The sequence below is a fragment of the Catenulispora pinisilvae genome, assembly GCF_015356865.1.
Lineage (GTDB): Bacteria > Actinomycetota > Actinomycetes > Streptomycetales > Catenulisporaceae > Catenulispora > Catenulispora pinisilvae.
In genome coordinates, this window is record NZ_JAAFZA010000134.1 from 1 (window position 1) to 21,152 (window position 21,152).

Genomic DNA, 21,152 nt, shown 5'->3' on the forward strand with positions numbered 1-21,152 from the left:
GCGTAGGAGTCGGGGTCGGGGTCGGCGTGGGAGTCGGCTTAGGCGGTGGCGGCGGTAGGGCGACCACGCTGAATCCGGCTGCCGCAGAAGCGGAAAGCGTCGGCGGCGCGATGGTGCCGCCGTCTTGGCCGGCGGTCGAGGTGCGGTCATCAGCGGTGACAGACAGAGTGCTGTGATAAGCGCCGGGAGCCAGATCAGCCGTGGCGTCGCAATGAGCGACCGCGCCTGGCGCCAACTCGCCAGAGATACCGCCGCTCGCGCTGCTGCCGGCGGCGGACTGCAATCCGGTGCAGCTGATGTTCGCGGTGGGGACGAGCGGGTCGCTGAGCGAGAAGTCGTAGACCGGCAGGTTCCCCACATCGGTGACCGTGTAGGCGAAAGTGGCCCGGCCACCGCTCGCGGTCGGCGTGACCGACACCGAATCAGTACCCGTGATCAGTCCGCCGACCCCGCGATACCCGACCGGCGCCGAAGCCGTCACCGACTGGCGCCAGTCATTGTGGTCGTCGTCATGCCACCACCACCGGACCTGCCCGGTGGCCGTGGCCGTCCCGTCCTGCGTCCCGGCGGCGGCGCTGTCGACCACCGCCACGCACGTCACGCTTCTGTGCGCTTTCAGCACCGGGACCTCGGCGCCGCCCGAGGGGCAGACGATCGTGCCCTGGGGCGCGGTCAGCCGGATGTCACCGATGTCCCAGTCGCCGGGGTTGGTCAGCCGGTAAGAGATATGGACCGGGCCACCGGTCCTGATCAGCGGATCGGGGACCGCGGGACGGCCGTTCACCGTCACCGATATCTCCAGGCGCGGTTGGAAGCAGTCCGCGCCGGAGGGCAACGCCGTCACCGGCAAGGAGCCGAGCAGGGCGCACAGTATCGAAGTTGTAGCGGTCATCGAGGCGCAACGTAGCAATCCGCCTTGATCACGACCAGTAGTGCGGTATCTGGCGAAAGAACCCGCCCGCAGGCATCACGGACGGGACTCAAGGCATCATGCGTGTATCGCAGAGTCCAGATACGCTAGCGCCTCGGCGGGCTCGTCGGCGAAGTGCACCAGATCGGCCAGCGGCAGCGGCAGGAAGCCCTCGTCCTCCATGCGGCGGAACTGCTGCTTCAGGCCGTCGTAGAAGCCGGCGGTGTTGAGCAGGACGATCGGCTTGGCGGTGTGGCCGTGCTTCTTCAGCTCCAGGATCTCGGTGGCCTCGTCCAGGGTGCCGGTGCCGCCGACCATCACCACCACCGCGTCGGCCTTGGCCAGCAGCAGCTTCTTGCGCTCGGCGAGGTCGGCGGCGACCACCATCTCGTCGGTGTCCGGGCGGGCCTTGTCGGACAGGAAGCCGACCGAGACCCCGACCAGGCGGCCGCCGCTGTCCTGGACACCGTCGGCGAGCACCTTCATCAGGCCGACGTCGGACCCGCCCCAGACCAGGGTGTGGCCGCCCTTGCCGAGGCGTTCGGCGAAGTCGCGGGCCGGGCCGGTGTAGCGCTCGTCGAGGTCGGCGGCGGAGAGGAAGACACAGATACGCATGAGATCACCGTACCCGCGAGGCCTGCGGGGGTACGGCGGACTCACGCGGTGCCGATCTCAGGCGTCCCACCCACCCCTTTCGGGTCCAGCAGCCCCAGCCCGGCGGCGATCACCCCGGCCTGGAACCGGCTGCGCGCGCCGAAGGTCTCCATGAGTTCGGCGATGTGGCCGCGGCAGGCCCGGACCGACAGCCCCATGCGCTTGGCGATCACATCGTCCTTCAGGCCGTTGGCCATCAGCGTCAGGATCGAGGACTTGATCTCGGTGACGGCCATCCGCGCGGCGGACGGGCCGGTCTGGTAGGGGGTGCCGAGGTTCCAGGACTGTTCGAAGGCCGAGCACAGGTAGGCCAGGATCGAGGGTTCGCGGACGACGATCGCCCCGAACTCGTGGCGGACGTGCGGCAGGAACGCGGTCCGCTGGTCCACGACGATCATCTGGCCGGGGATCTCGGCGACGGTGCGGATCTGCGAGCCCTCGGCGAGGACGGCTTCGGCGTAGTCCTGGGTGGGGACGTGGAACCGCGCAGTGTGCTGATACAGGCTGCGCAGCACGATGCCGCGCCGCAGCAGTGCCAGGTCCCGGGGGAGGGCGTCGGCCAGGGCCCGGGGCGGCCGGCCGCCGCCGGGCTGGCAGGCCATGATCTCGCTCTCACAGGTCGCGGTCAGATCGCTGATCAGGGCCCGGACGGCGTGCATGTCCTCGATGACGTCGACGCCGGGCGAGCCGCCTTCGTGGGCCAGTTCGGAGTAGACCGGCGCGAGCGCGGAGAGCCGGGCCCGGAGCCGGTCGGTGCTGCCGCGTTCGGCCAGCAGGTCCATCTCGGCCCGCCGGTGCGCGCTCTCACGCGGCCCGACCAGGGCCGCGATCGCCACGTCGGGGCTGGCCGCGGCGACGGTGGCGCCGTCCCGGACCAGGACGTGCCGTTCCTCCAACAGCGCGACGGCCCGCCGGCACTCAGCTTCGGGGTGGCCGACTTCCGACGGCATTCGCGCCAGGTCGGCCTCGGTCGGCCGACGCTCGGCGACCACCCAGGCGTAGACGGCGGCCAAGACGTCTTCCCCCTGTCCGGTTCCGGTCGGTCCGTCCATCGATGTCTTCCTTCCAGTTCTTCCCAGCCACATGGTGAACCATCTGCCACCTGTCGGCCCGGCTATTCCAGGAATCACTGTGTATGAAGGAACCCTGACACGGGTGCCTGGCATTCACGTGAAAGGGACGAGACATGCGCAAGCTGAAAGCCGTCGCCCTGACCACCTTGGCCGTCGCCGGCGCGATCGCGACGACCACCGTCTCCACCGCCGCGTATGGCGCGGCGCGCACCACCGCTACGGCGGCCGCCCACACAGCGGCCGGCGTCCGGGGCGGCGAGGACACCGGCTGGGGGAACACGTGCCCGCCTCCCGGCTCCACGACGCCTCCCCCGCCGAAGTGCGCTACCCCGCACTTCTGATCCGCCCGGGCGACCGGGTGTGGTGAAGGCGACGGCAGCCGGCCGTCGTCGGGTGGGTGGTGGGACCTCACACCCGGGGTCTGTAAAAGCACTGAATCAGTCTGCTCCACGCTGCATAACCCGTCCCTAATGCGGGCCGGGGGGTGATCCCTCCTGCCCGGAATCACGGAACGAATGTCGCTCAACACCTCGAATCAGACATTGATGAAAGGAAGAGGACACTAATGAGATTCCCGCGCAACACCGGCTTGCGGGTCGCGCTGGCCGTCGGCGCGACCGCCCTCGGGCTGGTCGCGACCACTGGTGCGGCGTACGCCGCACCAGCCGTGCGCACCGCCTCCGTGACAACGGCGGCGTCCCCCCAGGACGCAGCCAGCACCTGTACCGACACCTCGTCCGAGGACGGCGACATCGCCGGCTGCATGGCCGCGACGCGCGCCATGCAGTGGGTCGACGCCAACGGCGGCCAGGGCGTCGTCTACAACCAGGGCGACGGCACGTCCGGCTTCGGAAACTACCGGGCCGACTGTTCCGGCTACGTGTCCTACGCCCTCCACATCAGCGACACCTCACCCACCCCCGGTGGTCTGGTGTCCGGCCAGATGTACGAGTCCAACGGCTTCGTCGACGTCGCCAAGGACAACCTCCAGCAAGGCGATGTCCTCACCAACCCGTCCGCGGGCAGCCAAGGCCATGTGGTGATGTTCGACCACTGGTCGGACTCCAGCCACACCGCCTACTGGGGCTTCGAACAACACGGTCCCAGCAACTCCTACGGCACCGCTTACCGCCTCATCACCTACCCCTATGACGACCCCAACGCCGGGACCTTCTACCCGCAGCACTACACCAAGCTGGTCCCGCCGACTCAGCCGCCGCCCCCGCCGGCCCAGACTCCGGCGCAGACCGCGGCGAGTTCGACCCTGGTGCACGACGGCTACACGAGCGTCTACTCGGTCGACTCCAGCAACGGCCATCTCCAGGAGACCTACCTGCCCAAGATGGGCGGCTCCTGGGCCACTCAGGACCTCTCCACCAGGTACGGCACTCCGGCGGTGCTCGCGGGCACGCAGCCGGTCGCGATCTACCACGACGGATACACGAGCGTTTACACCGTCGACGCGAGCAACCACCACGTGCAGGAGACGTACCTGCCGAAGCTCGGGGGGCCCTGGGCCACCCAGGACCTGACGAACAACTACGGCGCGCCCACCACCTCGGTCACCCCGACCACCGTCCTGCACCAGGGCTGGCTGAGCGTGTACACGATCGACGAAAGCAACGGCCATCTGCAGGAGACGTACCTGCCCAAGCTCGGCGGCCCCTGGTACTCCAAGGACCTCGCGGCGGCTGAAGGCGCTCCGGCCTCGGCGAACATCAAGCCGGTCTCGATCATGCACAGCGGCTACACCAGCGTCTACACCATCGACGCGGGAACCGGCCACGTCCGCGAAAGCTACATCGCCGCCCTCGGCCAGAACTGGACCACCCAGGACCTCTCCGCCAAGTACGGCACGCCGGCCACGACCGTGGCGCCGACCGTCGCGGTGCACCAGGGCTGGACCAGCATCTACACGATCGACAGCAACGGCCACCTGCAGGAGACCTACCTGTCCGCGATCGGTCAGCCCTGGTACTCCAAGGACCTGGTGCCCCAGTCCGGCACCCCGGCGGCCAGCCTGACCACCGCGCCGATCGCCCTGTTCCACGGCGGCTACACCAGCGTGTACACCGTCAACGCGAGCAACGGCCACCTCGAAGAGAGCTACTTCACCGGGCTCGGCGCGTCATGGACCAGCCAGGACCTGTCCGCCAAGTACGGCACGCCGAACCCGACCGGCGACATCGACGCCCTCGTGCACCCGGACGCGAACCAGAACATGGTCTACGCCAGCGTCTACTCGATCGATTCCGGCAGCAACCAGCTCCAGGAGACCTACCTGGCCGCGATCGGCCAGGCCTGGCGCTCGCAGAGCCTGTCGGGCGGCTACGGAACACCCGCCGCATCCGTCATCTGAGAGTAATCCGACAGCTAAATGGTAATCCCCTACTAAGAGGTATCCAAGGACTCGATGTCATGAATAACAATCGCAGACTCCGAATACCCGCGGCCGCCCTCGGCACCGTGCTGCTCGCCGCCACCGGTGTGGCGACCGTGGCCGCCGGCTCGGCCGGCGCCGTCACGGCGAACCCGACAAGCACGACGGGCACGGGCACGACAAGCGCTGCCGGCGCGTCGAGCTGGCAGGAGAACCTGGCCCAGGCCCACTCCGACGACGTGAACACCGCCTGGACCGGCCACGCGCTGGCCGTCCGGGACGTCCAAGCACACACGGCCGCCGCCCAGGACTCCCGTGGCTACGCCATGGACACATTCCCGGCGCACACTCTGTCCGCCGCGACGAACCAGCTCACTGTCGTCTCCAACGTGCAGCAGCCGTCCGGCTCCCGCGTCGAGGTCGACGTCCGGGGCCAGGCCGCGAACGGCACCTGGACTGAGTGGACCCCGGCCGGGGCGAACGGCGCCACCCGCTTGTCCGCGGCGGCGACGCTGGTGCAGACCCGCGTGACGATGTGGAGCAGCGCCTCGGGGACGGCGCCGAGCGTCACCAGCATCGCGGTGACCGCGGACGCGAACGTCACCGCGGCCGCGGCCGCCCCGAACGCCACCGCCACGCCACTGTCCTACAAGGTGTTCGCCACCGACGAGGGCTTGGTCGGCAGCACCACCGCCAACGGCCATGTGATCCAGCAGAACGACCACTTCGTGGCGCTGCCGTCCACGACCGCGCTGTCCCCGAAGGGGTCCGGCGAGTACTCGGTCCAGGTCTGCGGCCCGGTCCGGTGTGAGACCGCGCCGGTGTGGGACGTCGGTCCGTGGAACATCCACGACAACTACTGGGACAACCCGCGCGCCGAGTTCACCAGCCTCCCGCAGGGCGAGCCGGAGGCCCAGGCCGCTTACGACAACGGCTACAACGGCGACAAGTCAGACATCGGGTCCACGGTCGTGAACCCGGCCGGTATCGACCTGGCCGATGGCACCTTCTCCAACATCGGCCTGACCGACAACGGTGATGTCACCGTCACCTACCTGTGGACCAGCGGCGGAGGAACGCCGCCTCCGCCGCCGGCGCAGACCCCGGCGGAGACCGCCGCGAGTTCGACGCTGGTGCACGACGGCTACACGAGCGTGTACTCGGTGGACTCCAGCAACAGCCACTTGCAGGAGACGTACCTGCCGAAGATGGGCGGCTCCTGGGCCACCCAGGACCTCTCCACCAACTACGGCACCCCGGCAGTGCTCGCGGGCACGCAGCCGGTGGCGATCTACCACGACGGATACACGAGCATTTACACCGTCGACGCCAGCAACCACCACTTGCAGGAGACGTACCTGCCCAAGCTCGGCGGGCCCTGGGCCACCCAGGACCTGACGAACAACTACGGCGCTCCGGCGACGTCGGTGACGCCCACGACGGTTCTGCACCAGGACTGGCTGAGCGTGTACACGATCGACCAGAGCAACGGCCACCTTCAGGAGACCTACCTGCCCAAGCTCGGCGGGCCCTGGTACTCCAAGGACCTCGCCGCCGCTGAGGGCGCCCCGGCCTCGGCCAACATCAAGCCGGTCTCGATCATGCACGGCGGCTACACCAGCGTCTACACCGTCGACGCCGGAACCGGCCACGTCCGCGAAAGCTACATCCCCGCACTCGGCCAGAACTGGGCCACCCAGGACCTCTCCGCCAAGTACAGCACCCCGGCGACCACCGTCGCCCCGACCGTCGCGGTGCACCAGGGCTGGACCAGCGTCTACACCATCAACTCGAACGGCCACTTGCAGGAGACGTACCTGTCGGCCATCGGTCAGCCCTGGTACTCCAAGGATCTGGTGCCCCAGTCCGGGACGCCGGCCGCGAGCCTCAACACCGCTCCGGTCGCCCTGTACCACAACGGATACACGAGCGTTTACACTGTCGACGCTGGCACCGGCCACTTGGAGGAGAGCTACATTTCGCAGCTCGGCGCCTCGTGGACCAGCCAGGACCTGTCGGCCAAGTACGGCACGCCGAACCCGGCCGGCAACATCGACGCCCTCGTTCACCCCGACGCCAACCAGGCGATGACCTACGCGAGCGTTTACTCATTGGATGCCGGGAGCAACCAATTGCAGGAGACCTACCTGTCGGCCATCGGAAGCCCGTGGCGTACCCAGAGCCTGTCCATCGGCTACGGCACGCCCGCCGGCTCCGTGATCTGAGCAGCGCGGCCGAGATCTGAGCAGCACAGCCAAATCCCGGGTTCCCCCTCCGGTCCGCGCGACCGGCAGGGGGAACCCTTCCCCCCGACCCTGACCCCCGGGCCAGCCCTCACCTGAAGGGACAGCACTGTGTCCAACCCGGCTCTCGAGCCAACTCCTGCCCCAGGCTCCACCCCCGAACCGAGCGGCCCCGTCCTCGGCCGCCGCGGACTGCTGCGAAACACCAGCTTGGCGGCGCTCGCCGTGGGCGGGGCGTTCGGCGGGGTCGTCGACGGCACGGCCCAGGCTATGGCAGCGACTCAGCCTGCTGCGACGGCGATGGCGGCGGCGAAGGCGGCGGCTGCGACGGCGGCTGCGCCCCGCACCGCACAGGCCCGCGCGGACATCTCGTTCACCCCGCTGCGGCCGCCGGCCACGCCGCTGGCCGTGCGCTCGCCGTATCTGAGTACCTGGCTGGCCGGGGACTCCCTGGTCGGGACCTGGTCGTCGTTCTGGAACGGCCACACAACGGCGCTGTGCGGGATCGCGCGTATCGACGGCACGGCCTACCTGTTCGCCGGCGCGCCGGCGTCCAGCGTGGTGCCGAACAGCATGACCCAGACCTCGGTGCAGCTGACGGCGACCCGCTCGATCTTCACCTTCACCGCCGCCGGGGTGACGCTGACCGTGACCTTCTTCTCCCCGGTCGAGCCGACGGACTTGCAGCGGCAGAGCGTGCCGTTGTCCTACGTGACGGTGCGGGCAGCGAGCGCCGACGGCGGTTCGCACACCGTCGATGTGCACCTGGACGTGTCGGCGGAGTGGGCGCACGGCGATGTGACGCAGCAGGTCACCTGGGCCCAGCAGCAGACCGGCGCGGGCAGCGTCATCATGGGCTTCACGCCGAACACGCCGACGGTGTTCGGCGAGCACGGCGACCAGGCCTCGTGGGGCACCTCGGTGCTGGCGTCGTCGGCCGCCGGCGGCCTGACATGGCAGCTGGGCCAGGACATCGTGGTGCGCGGCGCCTCGGTGTCGCAGGGGACGCTGCCGGACACCGTGGACCAGAACCAGCCGCGGGCCATCAACGACAACTGGCCGGTGGCCGGGTTGAACCGGAATCTGGGGACGGTGACGTCGGCCAGTCCCTCGGCGGTGTTCGTGGCGGCGGTCGGGCACGTCCGCACGCCGGCGCTCACGTATCTGGGTGCTGATCTGCCGCCGTGGTGGTCGACGTACTGGGGCAGCTGGGAGGCGATGGTCGACTGGTTCCTGGCCGACTATCCCGCGGCGCTGGCCTCGGCCCAGTCGCTGGAAGCGCAGATCGAGTCCACCGCTTCGGCGGCCGTGGGCGGCGGGTCGGTCGGTGCCGACTACGCGGCGTTGTGCGCGCTGGCCGCGCGGCAGGTCATCGGCGGGACCGAGTTGGTCAGCAGGAACGGGTCGCCGTGGGCGTTCCTGAAGGAGATCTCCTCCGACGGCAACGTCTCCACGGTCGACGTGATCTACCCGGCGTTCCCCGGGCTGCTGTTCCTGGATCCGTCCTACCTACAGCTTCTGCTGGAGCCGATCCTGGACTACAGCGAGAGCGGGCAATGGCCGAAAACGTTTGCGGTGCACGACCTGGGCAGCAGCTATCCGAACGCCGCCGGGCACAACGACGGCAACGAGGAGGACATGCCGGTCGAGGAATCGGCCAACATGCTGATCATGATCGCGGCGCTGCTGCAACGCATACCGGCGGCCTCGGCGACGGCGTTCGCGCAGCAGCACTACACGATCCTGAAGCAGTGGGCTGATTATCTGGTCCTCAACGCGCTGGACCCGGCGAACCAGAACCAGACCGACGATTTCACCGGCCCGATCGCGCACTCGGCGAACCTGGCGCTCAAGGGCCAGGTGGCGATCGGGGCGATGAGCGTCATCTCCTCGATCGCCGGGTCGGCGTACGCGGCGGATCAGGCCTCGTACTACTCCACCGCGCGCAGCTACATCAGCCAGTGGGTGACCAAGGGCGAGGACCCGTCGGGGACGTACCTGGACCTGGCCTACGGCTCGCCGACCACCTGGTCGCTGAAGTACAACGGGTTCCCGGACAAGCTGCTCGGGCTGAACCTGGTGCCGACCGGGATCAAGACTCAGGAGGCCGGCTGGTACCAGTCCAACGCCGGCACCTACGGCGTGATCCTGGACCCGCGGCACAACTACACCAAGGCCGACTGGGAGATCTTCACCGCGGCGTTCCTGTCCGACCAGCCGGTCCGCGACACCCTGATCCAGGGGGTGTACGGGTTCGCGAACAGCACCGGCAACCGGGTGCCGTTCTCCGACTGGTACGACGTCACCTCGGCCGCGCAGCAGGGCTTCCAGAACCGGCCGGTGGTCGGCGCGATGTTCGCCCCGGCGCTGACCGTCACCGCCGACCGCACCCGGTGGTACAAGATCCAGAACCAGAACTCCGGCAAGGTGCTGGCGGTCTCGGGGATGTCACTGGCCGACGTCACGAACGTGACGCAGTGGACTGACAACGGGACCCCCGACCATCTGTGGGCCGTCGTGCCGAACCCGGACGGGACGGTGCGGATCGTGAACCGGAACAGCGGCAAGGTGCTCGCCGTGCACAACCAGGACACCTCGGCGGGGGCGTTCGTGCAGCAGTACATGGACAACGGGACGCCGGACCACCTGTGGCGGATCTCCGACGCCGGGAACGGCTGGTCGAAGATCTTCAATGTGCACAGCGGGTTGCTGATGGCGGTCAGCGGGGCCTCCACCGCCGACGGCGCGCAGGTGACGCAGTGGAATGACAATGGGACCACGGATCACTTGTGGCGGTTGGTGTAGCCGCTGCTATACCGACTGGTATAGCCGCTCGCACCCGGGTCCCCTGTGGCGTTCGCGCCGCGGGGGACCCGCTGTCGTGTGGGTGGCATGCGTGGGTGGCATGCGCGGGTGGCATGAGCCTCATGCCGAACGCTCGCTTGTCGCCGTTCCGGCGGACTCATAGCGTCGGACTGTGATCGATATGACACCTGTGGTGGGGGTTTTCGGAATCGGGATGGGGCCGTGCGCGACGGCCTCTGGCCTGCGGAACGTCGGGAAGCTGGCCGAGGAACTGGGCTATGAGTCAGTCTGGGCGCCGGAGCACACGGTGCTGCCGAGCCCGCGGCGCTCGCCCTCGCCGCTGGATCCGGACCATCCGATCCTCGACCCGCTGATCGCGCTGGCGCTGGTGGCGGGGGTGACGCGCCGGGTGCGGCTGGGGACCGGGGTGCTGATCCTGCCGCAGCACAATCCGGTGCGGCTGGCCAAGGCGGTGGCCTCGCTCGACGTGGTCAGCGACGGCCGGGCCGTCCTCGGCCTCGGCGTGGGGTATTTGGAGCCTGAGATGGAGGCGATGGGCGTCTCGCCGCGCGGCCGGGGCGCCCGGTCGGATGAGTTCATCGAGGCGATGCAGGCGCTGTGGTACGACAAGGCGCCGGCGATGGACGGACGGCACGTCTCGTTCTCGCAGGTCGACGCCTACCCGCGACCGGTTCAGCCGCGCGTGCCGCTGGTGGTCGGCGGCCACACGGAGGCGGCGTTCCGGCGGACCGTGCGGTACGGCTCCGGGTGGTACGGCTTCGCGCTGGATCGGGCAGCCGTCAAGACATATATCAGCGTGCTGCGGACGGCCGCCGAGGCCGCGGGCCGCGATCTCAGTGAGCTGACGATCACCGTCACGCCGAACGAGACCCTGACGCCGGAGGTGGTCGCCGACTACGCCCAGCTGGGGGTCCACCGGCTCGCGGTCATGCAGCCCGGCTCCCGGGACCGGGTGCTGGGCTGGGGCGAGTTCGAGGAATTCGTGCGGGCGAACGCCCCACGGGAAATCGGGGCGACTTCGGCATAGATGGAACCGGGCCCGGACTCGCTCCGTCCAAATCAATGACGGTACAAGCGAGAAAGGTGACCGGAATGAAGAGAACTCGAGTAGTCATCATCGGCGGCGGTGCCGCTGTCGTCGTCCTGGCCGCCGGCAGCGCTGTCGCGGCCACCCAGTTGGGCGGCCACAACGCCCAGACGGCGCTGCCCAAGGCGAGTTGCGGATCGGCCATCACGCGCGCGGTCACCTCCGACACGTCGGTCACCGCCGCCGATCCCGGTGCGCTGACCTGCTTCCAGACGGCGGCGCGCACATGTTCGCCGGCGGCCGTGCAGGTCGACCAGCGGGGTGTGGACGCCGGGCGGACCTACGTCTTCCAGATCAAGTCCGGCGGGGCGACGTGCCAGGTGGACGAGCTGAGCCAGAGCTCCATGGAACCCGGCAAGGCGGGCCAGGTGCAGTCCGTGACTTGTGACCGGAGTGGCGTCACCACCGAGGGCGTCATGCTGACCTGCGGCGGACGGAACGTGCTGATCCCGTCGACCACCGGGCCGGTGCACCCGTTGTGACGCCCTGCCGGGCTGAGCAATAGCGCCATAAACGAAACTGGGCGTATCGTTTCCATGAAGAGAACTTCCAGCAAGACGGAGGACCCATGGGAACCACACAGCTGCCCACCGTCCCGCTCGGCGGCACCGGACTGGCCATCACCCGCGTCGGCTTCGGCGCGTGGGCGATCGGCGGCGGTGACTGGGAGTTCGGCTGGGGACCGCAGCAGGACCACGCTTCGATCGGGGCGATCCACCGGGCGTTGGAACTCGGCGTGAACTGGATCGACACCGCCGCCGCGTACGGCTTCGGGCACTCCGAGACGGTGGTCGGGCGCGCGTTGCAGGGCCTGCACGAGCGTCCGTTCGTCTTCACCAAGAACTCCCTGCTGGACGACGGCACCGGCCACGTCCGGCACAGCCTCAAGCACGACTCGATCCTGCGCGAAGCCGAGGCCAGCCTGAAGCGGCTCGGCGGCGAGGCCATCGACCTGTACCAGATCCACTGGCCGAACCCCGAGCCCGACATCGAAGAGGGCTGGGCCGCGATGGTCGAGTTGAAGGAGCAGGGTCTGGTCCGGCACATCGGGGTCTCGAACTTCACTTTGGAGCAGATCCGGCGGTTGCAGGCGATCGCGCCGGTGGAGACGCTCCAGCCGCCGTACTCGCTGCTCGAACGCGAGGTCGAGGCAGAGATCCTGCCGGCGGCGAAGCAGGACGGGATCGGCGTCATCGTCTACTCCCCCATGGGTTCGGGGCTGCTGACCGGCGCCATGACCCGGGAGCGGATCGAGGCGATGCCGGACAACGACTGGCGCAAGAGCGACGACTGGTTCACCGAGCCGCAGCTGACCCGGAACCTCGCACTGGCCGAGCGGTTGCGCGCGGTCGGGGAGCGGCATGGCATGTCGGCCGGGGCGGTCGCGGTGGCGTGGACCCTGCGCAACCCCGCGGTCAGCGGCGCGATCGCCGGCTTCCGGCGGGCTGACCAGGTCGACCCGATCATCGACGCGGTCCATCTGGAGCTGACCGAGGCGGACCTGGCCGAGATCGCCGCCGACTAGGCGTGGACGCTATGGGTGAACTGGCCGCCGAGACGGCCACTGCCCCGGCCGACACTCCAGCCGTTGTTCCGGCCGACGCCCCAGCCACCGTTCGGGCCATCGTTCCGGCCGACACTCCAGCCGACGCCCCGCAGCGGGGCCGGCCGCGCAGCCACCGGGCGCACCAGGCGATCCTGGCCGCCGCCTCAGAGCTGCTGCTGAACCGCGGCCTGTCGGCGGTGAGCATGGACACGGTCGCCGAACGGGCCGGCGTCAGTAAGGCCACCATCTACCGGTGGTGGCCGACCAAGGAGAGTCTGGCGCTGGACGCGCTGTTCAGCGAGTGGAACGCGGTGCAGCCCGCGGTCCGGGACACCGGTTCGCTGCGCGGCGATCTGGTGTCGTTGATCCGGCCGTGGGCCCGGCTGGTCAGCTCGCGGCCATACGGCGCGGTCATCGCGCAGCTGATCGCGGCGGCCCAGGCCGATCCGGCGTTCGCCACCGAATACCGGCGGCGGTTCGTCGAGCCGCGTCGGGAGTCGGCGCGGGCGGCGTTGCAACGCGCCGCAGAGCGTGGCGAGATCCCCGCCGACACCCGGATCGAGGTAGCGCTCGATCTGATCTACGGGCCGATCTACCACCGGCTGTTGCACGGGCACGGGACGGTGAACGACCGGTTCGTGAAGGAGGCGATCGACATGGCGCTGAACGGGATCCGCGGCCGGAGCGGGGCAGCTCCCGCCTGACCAAAGCGGCCGTTCGATCCGTATGCTCTAGAGGGGAACGCCCACACGTCCTCCACACGCCGGGAGCCGCAGAATGTTCGAACTGGGTACGGACGGGCCGCTCGTGATCATGGCCGGCATCGACGGTACCGAGAGCTCCGTCCGCGCCGCCGCCTACGCCGCCGGCCTGGCCCGGCGCCAGGGTTCCAAGCTGGCGCTCGTCTACATCCAGCCCTATCCGGCCAGCGTCTCCCCCTCGGCCGCCTCCGAGATGATCGCCGCCGGCCGCACCACCGCCGAGGACCTGCGCCAGCAGATGGAAGACGCGGCCGCGCGGCTGCCGGAGGGCCACCGCGCCCGCTGGGAGTTCTACACCGGCGAGGGCGACCCGTTCCACTCGCTGTGCGAGTTCGCCACCAAGCTGCGGGCGGACGCGGTGGTGATCGGGGCCTCGCAGAAGGCCGGGCACCGCATCGTCGGCTCGGTGGCGATCCGCTTGGTGAAGGCGGGCAAGTGGCCGGTGACGGTGGTTCCGTAACCGGACCGGTTGGGCTGACCGGCCTACCAACCAGACCGGGCACCCTCGCCCCACGTAAACTGGCCCGATGAACAGCGAACCGCCTCCGCCCGAGGGCACCGCCCTCGGACTGATGCGGGCCATGACGCGCCTGCGGGCCCGCCTGCGCTTCGAGGCCCCGATCGGCGACCTCCCGGTGACCTGGTCGCACCTGACCGTCCTGCACCGCATCGTGGAGCAGGGCCAGGCCACCGCGACGGAACTGGCGCACGCCGAGCACGTCCGCCGCCAGTCGATGGCCGAGACCCTGACCGGCCTGCGCACCGCCGGCCTCATCACCGACGGCCGGGACCCCAGCGACGGCCGCAAGGTACTGGTCAGCGCCACCGAAGCCGGCCGCGCGGTGGTGGAGCGCAGCGAAGCGACCCGCGAGGCGTGGCTGTCGAAGGCGATCTCGGGGACGCTGACGGCCGAGGAACGCAGGGTGCTGGATCGGGCGGCGGCAATCATGGACCGGCTGGCGGACGCTGAGGCTTAGGCGGGACTTAGGCGGCACGTCAAGACCTTCGAGCAAATCCCTGCGGTGCACCGGATTCAGGCGGAAGCGCTGTCCGGTTTCGACGACGTTCCGGCTTACCCGCTCCACATCCTCGACGACGGCGCCGGGCGCGGCGACCACCGCTTCGGCGAGCCTGCGTATGGTCGATCGGGCGATCCGCCACTTCGCGCCCGGCGACGTCGACCACTGGCTCAGCACTGCCGAGCAGCGGATCGGCTAGGGCGCCGGCCAGGCGGGCTCACGGCTCCTGCGAGCGATCGGAGCGCGCCAGTTGCCGGTCCAGCGCCGTCATCGCCAGGACGATCGCGGCGATCAGGACCAGGATCCACGCGATGTGGTGCAGGCCCGGGTCGGCGACGTGGGTGTGGAAGGCGACGCCGGTGATGGCCGCGGAGGCGATGGAGCCCAGGTAGCCGAAGGTGCGTAGCAGGCCGGAGGCGGTGCCCACGGTTGCTGCGGGAGCTTCGCGGTACAGGACGGTCTGGTTGGCGACCGTGCCGGCGCCGGAGGTGAGGCCGAACACCGCGCTCACGGCCAGCACCACGGGCATCGGGGTGGACGTCCCGATGAAGAGCATTGCGACGGCGCCGACGACGAGCAGGACCGCGCTGGCGAGCAGCGGGACGCGGACCTTGGAGCGGCGGGCGATGACGCGGGCCGTGATCGCGCTGAGGGCACCCATCGGCAGGAGCGCCAGGCCCGATTGGTAGGCGGACAGGCCGCGTGCGGCTTCGAGCCACTGGGTGAGTCCGTAGAGGATCACATAGGTGCCCAGGAGTGTCAGGCCATTGCGTATGTAGGTGCGAGTCAGGGCTTTGTTGGACGCCAGTAGGCGGACGTCGAGGAACGGCTGCGCGACACGGAGTTCCCAGGCGACCAGGGCCACGGCCAGGACGACGGATATCGCAAGGGCCGGCCAACCCAGGCGTGGCAGGGTATTGAGGAACACGACGAGCGCGGTGAGCGACCCGCCGAACCCGAGCATGCCCACCAGGTCGATGCGGGCGGCCAGCGCGCGGAGCGAGCCGATGCGCGCCCGGGCGGGGTCGGACGGGATGCCGACGAGCGTCAGCACGAGCGCGACGGCCGCGAAGGGGATGTTGATCCAGAACGCGGTGCGCCAGCCGAACCAGCCGACCAACAACCCGCCGATCGCCGGACCGACCGCAACGGTCGCGGCACCGGCGACAGCCAGGCCGCCCAACACCCCCAGCGGCGGCGACTGGAGCCCCGCTTCATGCGCACGGCGCCGGATCAGCAACATCGCGGACGGGTAACCAGCCGACGTACCGGCGCCGATCAGGACCCGGGCGACGATCAGTCCCGCCAGCGAGGTGGCCAGCAGGCCAACGACGCCCGCGACCAGGACCAGCGCGATGCCGCCGAGGAACACGCGGCGCGGACCGAACTCCTCGGCGAGCCGACCGGCCGCAGGCTGAGCCAGCGCGCTGGTGAGATAGAGGCTGGAGATCAGGATCGCGGTCGAGCCGACACCGATGTGCAGCGCGGCGGCCAGAGCGACCAGGGCGGTCGCGATGATCGAGCTGTTGACGGGGTTGAGCGCGGAGCCGAGGTACAGCGGCGCGACGAAGCGCGGGGCGTATGGGTCGCGCGGGACGCCTGGTGCGGCGTCCTGGCTCGGACGGAGGTCGTCAGTGACGGACATGGTTACTCCTCACTGCGGGACAGATGCGCAGGCTACCTGTCAATAATAGCAGGGAGCCTGCGCATCTTGGAATCTCGCAGGTGGGGCATCAGGTTTGGGGGTCCAGGTCTGGAGCTTCAGGTCTGGAACTTCAGGTCGCTGCCGGGCGGCATGCGGGGTTGCTGGGATTGCTGGAGTTTGCGGGCGGGGTGCGGTTGGCGTGTGGGTTGAAAGGCGATTTTTACGGCCTTCGGTCATGGTTGTGCCGGTTCGGGGTTCGGGTCGGCGAGCATGTTCGTCGGCCGCCGGTTTGCGCGTTCACAACCCCGCCGCACCTCAGGCCTCTTCAACTCCGGCAAGTCAGAGCACGAGCACAGGCAAGATCAACGGCACAGTCAAGGTCAAGGTCAAAAGCCCTGGTGAAGAGCCGGCGCCTCCGGCGGGGGCTCTCGGCTCCCTCGGGGAACTGGCGCGGTTCCATAGGGTGGTCCGGCTAGTCTCAGCGGCGGCGGTTTGTGGGGTGGTTGCGGTTCGTTCCCCTCGCTCGCGTCGTCAGCCCCAAGGGGTACAGCGCCGAACCCCGGGAGTAAAGTCCGCGCGCTGCGGTCAGGCGTGCAGGTGACGGCCGCGTACAGCGCGAACTTGACTCCCGAGAACCGGCACTGTAGGCAAAGCCCTGCCGACGCGACCGAGGGGAACGAACCGAAAACCGACCGGAGAAGTACAAAACCGGTGGTGCGGTACCGGCGACTCGGCGAGTTCGGCCGCCGGTCCAGCGCGTGGCAGCGCGGCAGTCCCAGAGTGCGCATTCTAGGCTGGCGGGTGCGGTGCGGGTGCGGGCTCGCCTGGCCGCCAAGGCCGATGCTGGCGGATAGCAAGGTGCGCGCTGGGGGATGTCGGCAGTCGGCGGCAGACTGCTGCGAGCGCAGCCGGTCCGTTGCCGCATACCGCACCCGGGCACGCCGTCGACCAACTGACCACCGGCCCGCAGCCAACGCCCTTACCGGCAGCGACACCGCCCAACCCGCGTCTACGGACCCTGTGATTGCTATTCTTCCGGTCGGTTTTCGGTTCGTTCCCCTCGGTCGCGTCGGCAGGGCTTTGCCTACAGCGCCGGTGGCCGGGAGTCAAGTTCGCGCTATACAAACCGCAGCTTGCAGGCCCGACCGCAAGCGCGCGGACTTTACTCCCGGACACCGGCGCTGTACCCCTTGGGGCTGACGACGCGACCGAGGGGAACGAACCGCAACCACCTCACAAACCGCCAGCGCAGGGCCCTGACCCGGCCACCCTATGGAACCGCGCCAGTTCCCCGAGGGAGCCAAGAGCCCCCGCCGGAGGCGCCGGGCTCTTCATCAGGGCTCTTGACCTTGACTGTGCCGTTGATCTTGTTTGTGATCCGGCTCTTGATCTTGCTGTTGATCTGCCCTTGCTCCAACTTGCCGGAGTCAAAGAGGCCTGAGGTGCGGCGGGGTCTTGAACGCGCAAACCGGCAGCCGACGAACACACCCGCCGACCCGAACCCCGAACCGGCACAACCATGACCGAAGGCCGTAAAAATCGCCTTTCAACCCACACACCAACCGCACCCGGCCCGCAAACTCCAGTAAGGGAACCGCGATCACCGCCAGTCGGGCATCACGCCTCCGGCACACGGCCTGAGACCGTGACCGTGACCCTGACCCTGACCCCGACCTAGACCTCGGCCTCGGCCTCGGCCTCAACCCCGACCTCAACCTCGGCCACCTGCGGAACAGCGCAAGCACCCTCCGGCGTGCAGCAGCCATCGGGCATCACAGTATGCCCTTCGAGCTGGGCGTCGGCCAGAACGGTATACACCTCCCACCGCTCCGCCCCCGGTCCGGTTACCCAAACCTTGTCCTGCACCGCGTAGCAGCAGGTTGTGGCCTCCTCCACCGCGGTCGGCAAGCCCTCGTCGGCCAGGCGCGAAGTGGCCGCGGTGACCTGGGCGGTGTGCTCGACCTCCACCCCGAGGTGGTCCAGTCGGGTCGGCGCGTTGGCGGTGCCCTCGATCAGCACCAGTTTGAGTGGCGGTTCTGCGATCGCGAAGTTGGCGTAGCCGGGGCGGCGCTTGGCTGGCTCGGTGTCGAAGAGCTTGCTGTAGAAGGCGATCGAGGCCTCCAGGTCGGTGACGCGTAGGGCGAGTTGGACGCGGGACATGGTGGGCCTCCTGGCTGGATAGACGAGTGTCTATGCAGTCAAGGTTGCCTCTTGTATCGATGGCTGTCAACATAGACGTATGTCGAAGAAGGAGTTGCCGGTTCTCCAGCCTGCGCAGAGCGTTCCGGGCCTGCCCGGCGTGCTGTGCTGCACTCCGCTGGCCCGCGAACCGCTCGGCGAGGCGGATGCGACGGACCTGGCGAAGGTCTTCAAGGCGCTGGCCGATCCGGTACGGCTCCGCCTGTTCTCGCTGATCGCCTCGTTCGAGGGCGGCCAGGCCTGCGTCTGCGATCTGACCGGGGAGTTCGACGTGTCGCAGCCGACCATCTCGCACCATCTCAAGGTGCTGCGGGACGCCGGGCTCGTGGGCTCCGAGCGGCGCGGGACGTGGGTCTATTACTGGGTGTTGCCGCGGACGTTGGGGCGGTTGTCCGGGTTGCTGGCACCGGCCGAGACCGGGGCTTTGGTGTGAGGAGGCCGGGGATTTGGCGTGGGAGGGTGAGCGCCGCATGACCGGCAGGCCCAGCGTCCTGTTCGTCTGCGTCCACAACGCCGGGCGCTCGCAGATGGCTGCCGGCTTCCTCACGCACCTCGCGGGCGACCGCGTCGCGGTGCGCTCGGCGGGGTCGGCGCCGGCGGGCAGTGTGAATCCGGCGGTCGTGGCGGCGATGGCCGAGGTCGGGATCGATCTGCGGGCGGAGACGCCGAAGGTGCTGACCGATGAGGCGGCGCTCGCCTCCGACGTCATCGTGACCATGGGCTGCGGTGACGCGTGCCCGGTCTACCCGGGCAAGCGGTATCTGGACTGGGAGCTGCCGGGCAGGGCGTTGCGGCGGTGCGGCCGATTCGCGATGACATCGAGCGGCGGGTGCGGGGGCTCATCAGCGAACTGCTCGGGCCGGTCGGATAGAGATAGCTCGGGCCGGTCGGATAGCTCGGGGCGGCGGACACGGCTCGGCCCGCAAGCGATAGCGCTTTAGTCCCCGCCACCGCCTTCGGCCTGGCGTGACGGGATCGACACAACATCTGCACTTCCCAGATCGCGATCCCGGAGTACCGTCGTCACAACAGCGGTCCGCGTCTCCTCCGAGCGCGGCGCCGACCCTCAGACTTGGATCGTCCGGCACGTTCCTGCCGGTCAGAAGGGGAAGGTTGACATGGCTGGTGTCGTCTATCAGGACGCGTCCTGCGTCTATCCCGGGGCCGATTCGCCCGCGGTCGACAAGCTAAACCTCGACATCGCGGACGGAGAGTTCCTGGTTCTGGTCGGCCCGTCCGGTTCCGGTAAGTCCACCGCGCTGCGCATGCTCGCCGGCTTGGAGGAGGTCTCCTCCGGCGGCATCTTCATCGGCGACCGGGACGTCACGCACCTTCCGCCGAAGGACCGGGACATCGCGATGGTGTTCCAGAACTACGCGCTGTACCCGCACATGACCGTGGCCGAGAACATGGGCTTCGCGTTGAAGATCGCGAAGATCGACAAGGCCACCATCACCAGGCGAGTCGAGGAAGCGGCGAAGCTGCTGGAGCTCACCGAGTACCTGGGCCGCAAGCCCAAGGCGCTGTCCGGTGGTCAGCGTCAGCGCGTCGCGATGGGCCGGGCGATCGTCCGGGAACCGCAGGTGTTCCTCATGGACGAGCCGCTGTCGAACCTGGACGCGAAGCTGCGTGTGCAGACCCGCACCCAGATCGCCTCGCTCCAGCGCCGCCTCGGGACCACCACGGTCTACGTCACCCACGACCAGGTCGAGGCCATGACCATGGGCGACCGGGTCGCCGTCATCAAGGACGGTCTCCTGCAGCAGTGCGACACCCCGCGCGGCATGTATGAGAAGCCTGCGAACGTCTTCGTGGCCGGCTTCATCGGCTCCCCGGCGATGAACCTCGTCGAGGTGCCGATCGTCGACGGCGGCGTGCAGCTGGACGGCCTGGTCGTCCCGGTCTCGCGCGAGGCCCTGTCGCAGGCCACTGCCAGCGGTGCCACCAGCCTGACGATCGGCATCCGCCCGGAATCGTTCGACCTGGTCGGCGACCCCGAGGGCGCGATCGCGATGGAGGTGCACCTGGTCGAGGAACTGGGCGCCGACGCCTTCGCCTACACCAACGCGCACGTCGGCGACCGCGACGTCGACATGATCCTGCGGGTCGACGCCCGCGCCGTCCCGTTGAAGGGCGACACCCTCTACGCCAAGCCGCACGGCCACGAGACGCACCTGTTCTCCTCCAGCACCGGCGAACGGCTGGAGATCCAGGACTGATCTGCTGAACGCGGACCACGAAAGCCGGGCGGGCCACCGCCCGGCTTTCGTGTTGTCAGCCGGGACGCTCGGGCTGACGTTTCCCTCCGCAGGGTCAAGGGGGCAAGAGGTCGGCAAGGGGTCAACTGGTCAAGGGGTCGGCAAGGGGTCACACAGCGGCGACGGCCTTCCAGTCGACCAGCTGCACGATCACCCCGTTGGGATCGCGCACCTGAAAAGCCCGCTCGCCCCACTCCTCTGAGGTGAGCGGCATGGTGATGGCGACGCCTTCGTTCCGCAGCCGGGCCAGCTCGCCCTCCAGGTCGTCGACCGTGAAGGCGAGGATGAGGCCGTCGGCGTGGTCGTCGCGCTGGTCGGCCGGCAGCGTCGGCAGGCCGGTGCGCAGGTAGACGACGTGCATGCCGACGTCGTCGCGGGTCAGGGAGGCGAAGCCGTCGGCGGCCGTCTCCTCGCGGAAGCCGAAGTGGTCGATGAGGAATCGGGTGGAGGCGGGGACGTCGGCGACGTTCAGGGACACGGCGCTCGCGGTGACGCGCATGGCTCCTCCAGGATGTTGCCGGGCTGACACTTAATACTGTGCGGCGTACAGT

At 69.1% G+C, this 21,152-nt stretch carries 17 protein-coding genes and 2 pseudogenes; 13 read left to right on the forward strand and 6 right to left on the reverse strand.

Features of this window, described 5'->3' with window-relative positions; all coding sequences use genetic code 11:
* The 3 genes and pseudogenes from IZR01_RS30265 to IZR01_RS30275 form a co-directional block, all read right to left on the reverse strand.
* A pseudogene (locus IZR01_RS30265) lies at window positions 1–892 on the reverse strand (hypothetical protein); the annotation flags it as partial.
* A gap of 96 nt (window positions 893–988) precedes the next feature.
* Window positions 989–1,525 carry an LOG family protein gene (locus IZR01_RS30270; protein ID WP_194900093.1) on the reverse strand — a complete coding sequence of 179 codons (537 nt, stop codon included), beginning with the start codon at window positions 1,523–1,525 and terminating at the stop codon, window positions 989–991.
* Between the two features lie 41 nt (window positions 1,526–1,566).
* Entirely contained in the window at window positions 1,567–2,616 is a 1,050-nt protein-coding gene (locus IZR01_RS30275; protein WP_194925868.1) for a helix-turn-helix transcriptional regulator, read from the reverse strand.
* Between the two features lie 134 nt (window positions 2,617–2,750).
* Between IZR01_RS30275 and IZR01_RS30280 the strand changes: the two genes are divergently transcribed.
* From IZR01_RS30280 to IZR01_RS30325, 10 genes are all read left to right on the forward strand, one after another.
* Entirely contained in the window at window positions 2,751–2,978 is a 228-nt protein-coding gene (locus tag IZR01_RS30280; RefSeq protein ID WP_194897634.1) for a hypothetical protein, read from the forward strand.
* A 224-nt stretch (window positions 2,979–3,202) separates the two neighbouring features.
* Complete coding sequence (locus IZR01_RS30285) at window positions 3,203–4,996, forward strand: peptidoglycan amidohydrolase family protein (protein WP_194897633.1); 1,794 nt, start codon at window positions 3,203–3,205, stop codon at window positions 4,994–4,996.
* A gap of 59 nt (window positions 4,997–5,055) precedes the next feature.
* Window positions 5,056–7,242: a DUF8814 domain-containing protein gene (locus IZR01_RS30290; RefSeq protein ID WP_194925869.1), complete on the forward strand. Its 2,187-nt coding sequence runs from the start codon at window positions 5,056–5,058 to the stop codon at window positions 7,240–7,242.
* Between the two features lie 228 nt (window positions 7,243–7,470).
* Window positions 7,471–10,065, forward strand: coding sequence for a glutaminase domain-containing protein (locus tag IZR01_RS30295; protein ID WP_228560544.1), 2,595 nt, complete (start codon window positions 7,471–7,473; stop codon window positions 10,063–10,065).
* A 193-nt stretch (window positions 10,066–10,258) separates the two neighbouring features.
* Entirely contained in the window at window positions 10,259–11,113 is an 855-nt protein-coding gene (locus IZR01_RS30300) for an LLM class F420-dependent oxidoreductase (protein WP_194925870.1), read from the forward strand.
* Between the two features lie 65 nt (window positions 11,114–11,178).
* Window positions 11,179–11,655 (forward strand): hypothetical protein, encoded by a 477-nt coding sequence (locus tag IZR01_RS30305; protein WP_194925871.1) that lies wholly within the window; start codon window positions 11,179–11,181, stop codon window positions 11,653–11,655.
* 86 nt (window positions 11,656–11,741) lie between these two features.
* Window positions 11,742–12,698, forward strand: coding sequence for an aldo/keto reductase (locus IZR01_RS30310; RefSeq protein ID WP_228560545.1), 957 nt, complete (start codon window positions 11,742–11,744; stop codon window positions 12,696–12,698).
* Window positions 12,699–12,709: 11 nt separating this feature from the next.
* Window positions 12,710–13,423: a TetR/AcrR family transcriptional regulator gene (locus IZR01_RS30315; protein WP_194925872.1), complete on the forward strand. Its 714-nt coding sequence runs from the start codon at window positions 12,710–12,712 to the stop codon at window positions 13,421–13,423.
* Between the two features lie 73 nt (window positions 13,424–13,496).
* Window positions 13,497–13,940, forward strand: coding sequence for a universal stress protein (locus IZR01_RS30320; RefSeq protein WP_194897628.1), 444 nt, complete (start codon window positions 13,497–13,499; stop codon window positions 13,938–13,940).
* Between the two features lie 67 nt (window positions 13,941–14,007).
* Window positions 14,008–14,457, forward strand: coding sequence for a MarR family winged helix-turn-helix transcriptional regulator (locus IZR01_RS30325; protein ID WP_194897627.1), 450 nt, complete (start codon window positions 14,008–14,010; stop codon window positions 14,455–14,457).
* A 259-nt stretch (window positions 14,458–14,716) separates the two neighbouring features.
* Here IZR01_RS30325 and IZR01_RS30330 read toward each other — a convergent pair whose 3' ends face one another.
* Both IZR01_RS30330 and IZR01_RS30335 read right to left on the reverse strand, forming a co-directional pair.
* Window positions 14,717–16,144, reverse strand: a complete 1,428-nt coding sequence (locus tag IZR01_RS30330; protein ID WP_194897626.1) for an MFS transporter — start codon at window positions 16,142–16,144, stop codon at window positions 14,717–14,719.
* A gap of 1,674 nt (window positions 16,145–17,818) precedes the next feature.
* Entirely contained in the window at window positions 17,819–18,304 is a 486-nt protein-coding gene (locus tag IZR01_RS30335; protein WP_194925873.1) for an ArsI/CadI family heavy metal resistance metalloenzyme, read from the reverse strand.
* A gap of 79 nt (window positions 18,305–18,383) precedes the next feature.
* On the opposite strand from IZR01_RS30335, the gene IZR01_RS30340 reads away from it, so the two are divergent.
* The 3 genes and pseudogenes from IZR01_RS30340 to IZR01_RS30350 all read left to right on the forward strand — a co-directional run bounded on the left by IZR01_RS30340 (window position 18,384) and on the right by IZR01_RS30350 (window position 20,562).
* Window positions 18,384–18,776, forward strand: a complete 393-nt coding sequence (locus IZR01_RS30340) for an ArsR/SmtB family transcription factor (protein WP_194925874.1) — start codon at window positions 18,384–18,386, stop codon at window positions 18,774–18,776.
* Window positions 18,777–18,813: 37 nt separating this feature from the next.
* A pseudogene (locus IZR01_RS30345) lies at window positions 18,814–19,214 on the forward strand (arsenate reductase ArsC).
* Between the two features lie 247 nt (window positions 19,215–19,461).
* Window positions 19,462–20,562, forward strand: coding sequence for an ABC transporter ATP-binding protein (locus IZR01_RS30350; protein WP_194898644.1), 1,101 nt, complete (start codon window positions 19,462–19,464; stop codon window positions 20,560–20,562).
* Window positions 20,563–20,710: 148 nt separating this feature from the next.
* Here IZR01_RS30350 and IZR01_RS30355 read toward each other — a convergent pair whose 3' ends face one another.
* Window positions 20,711–21,100 (reverse strand): VOC family protein, encoded by a 390-nt coding sequence (locus IZR01_RS30355; protein ID WP_194925875.1) that lies wholly within the window; start codon window positions 21,098–21,100, stop codon window positions 20,711–20,713.
* Between the last annotated feature and the right edge of the window lie 52 nt (window positions 21,101–21,152).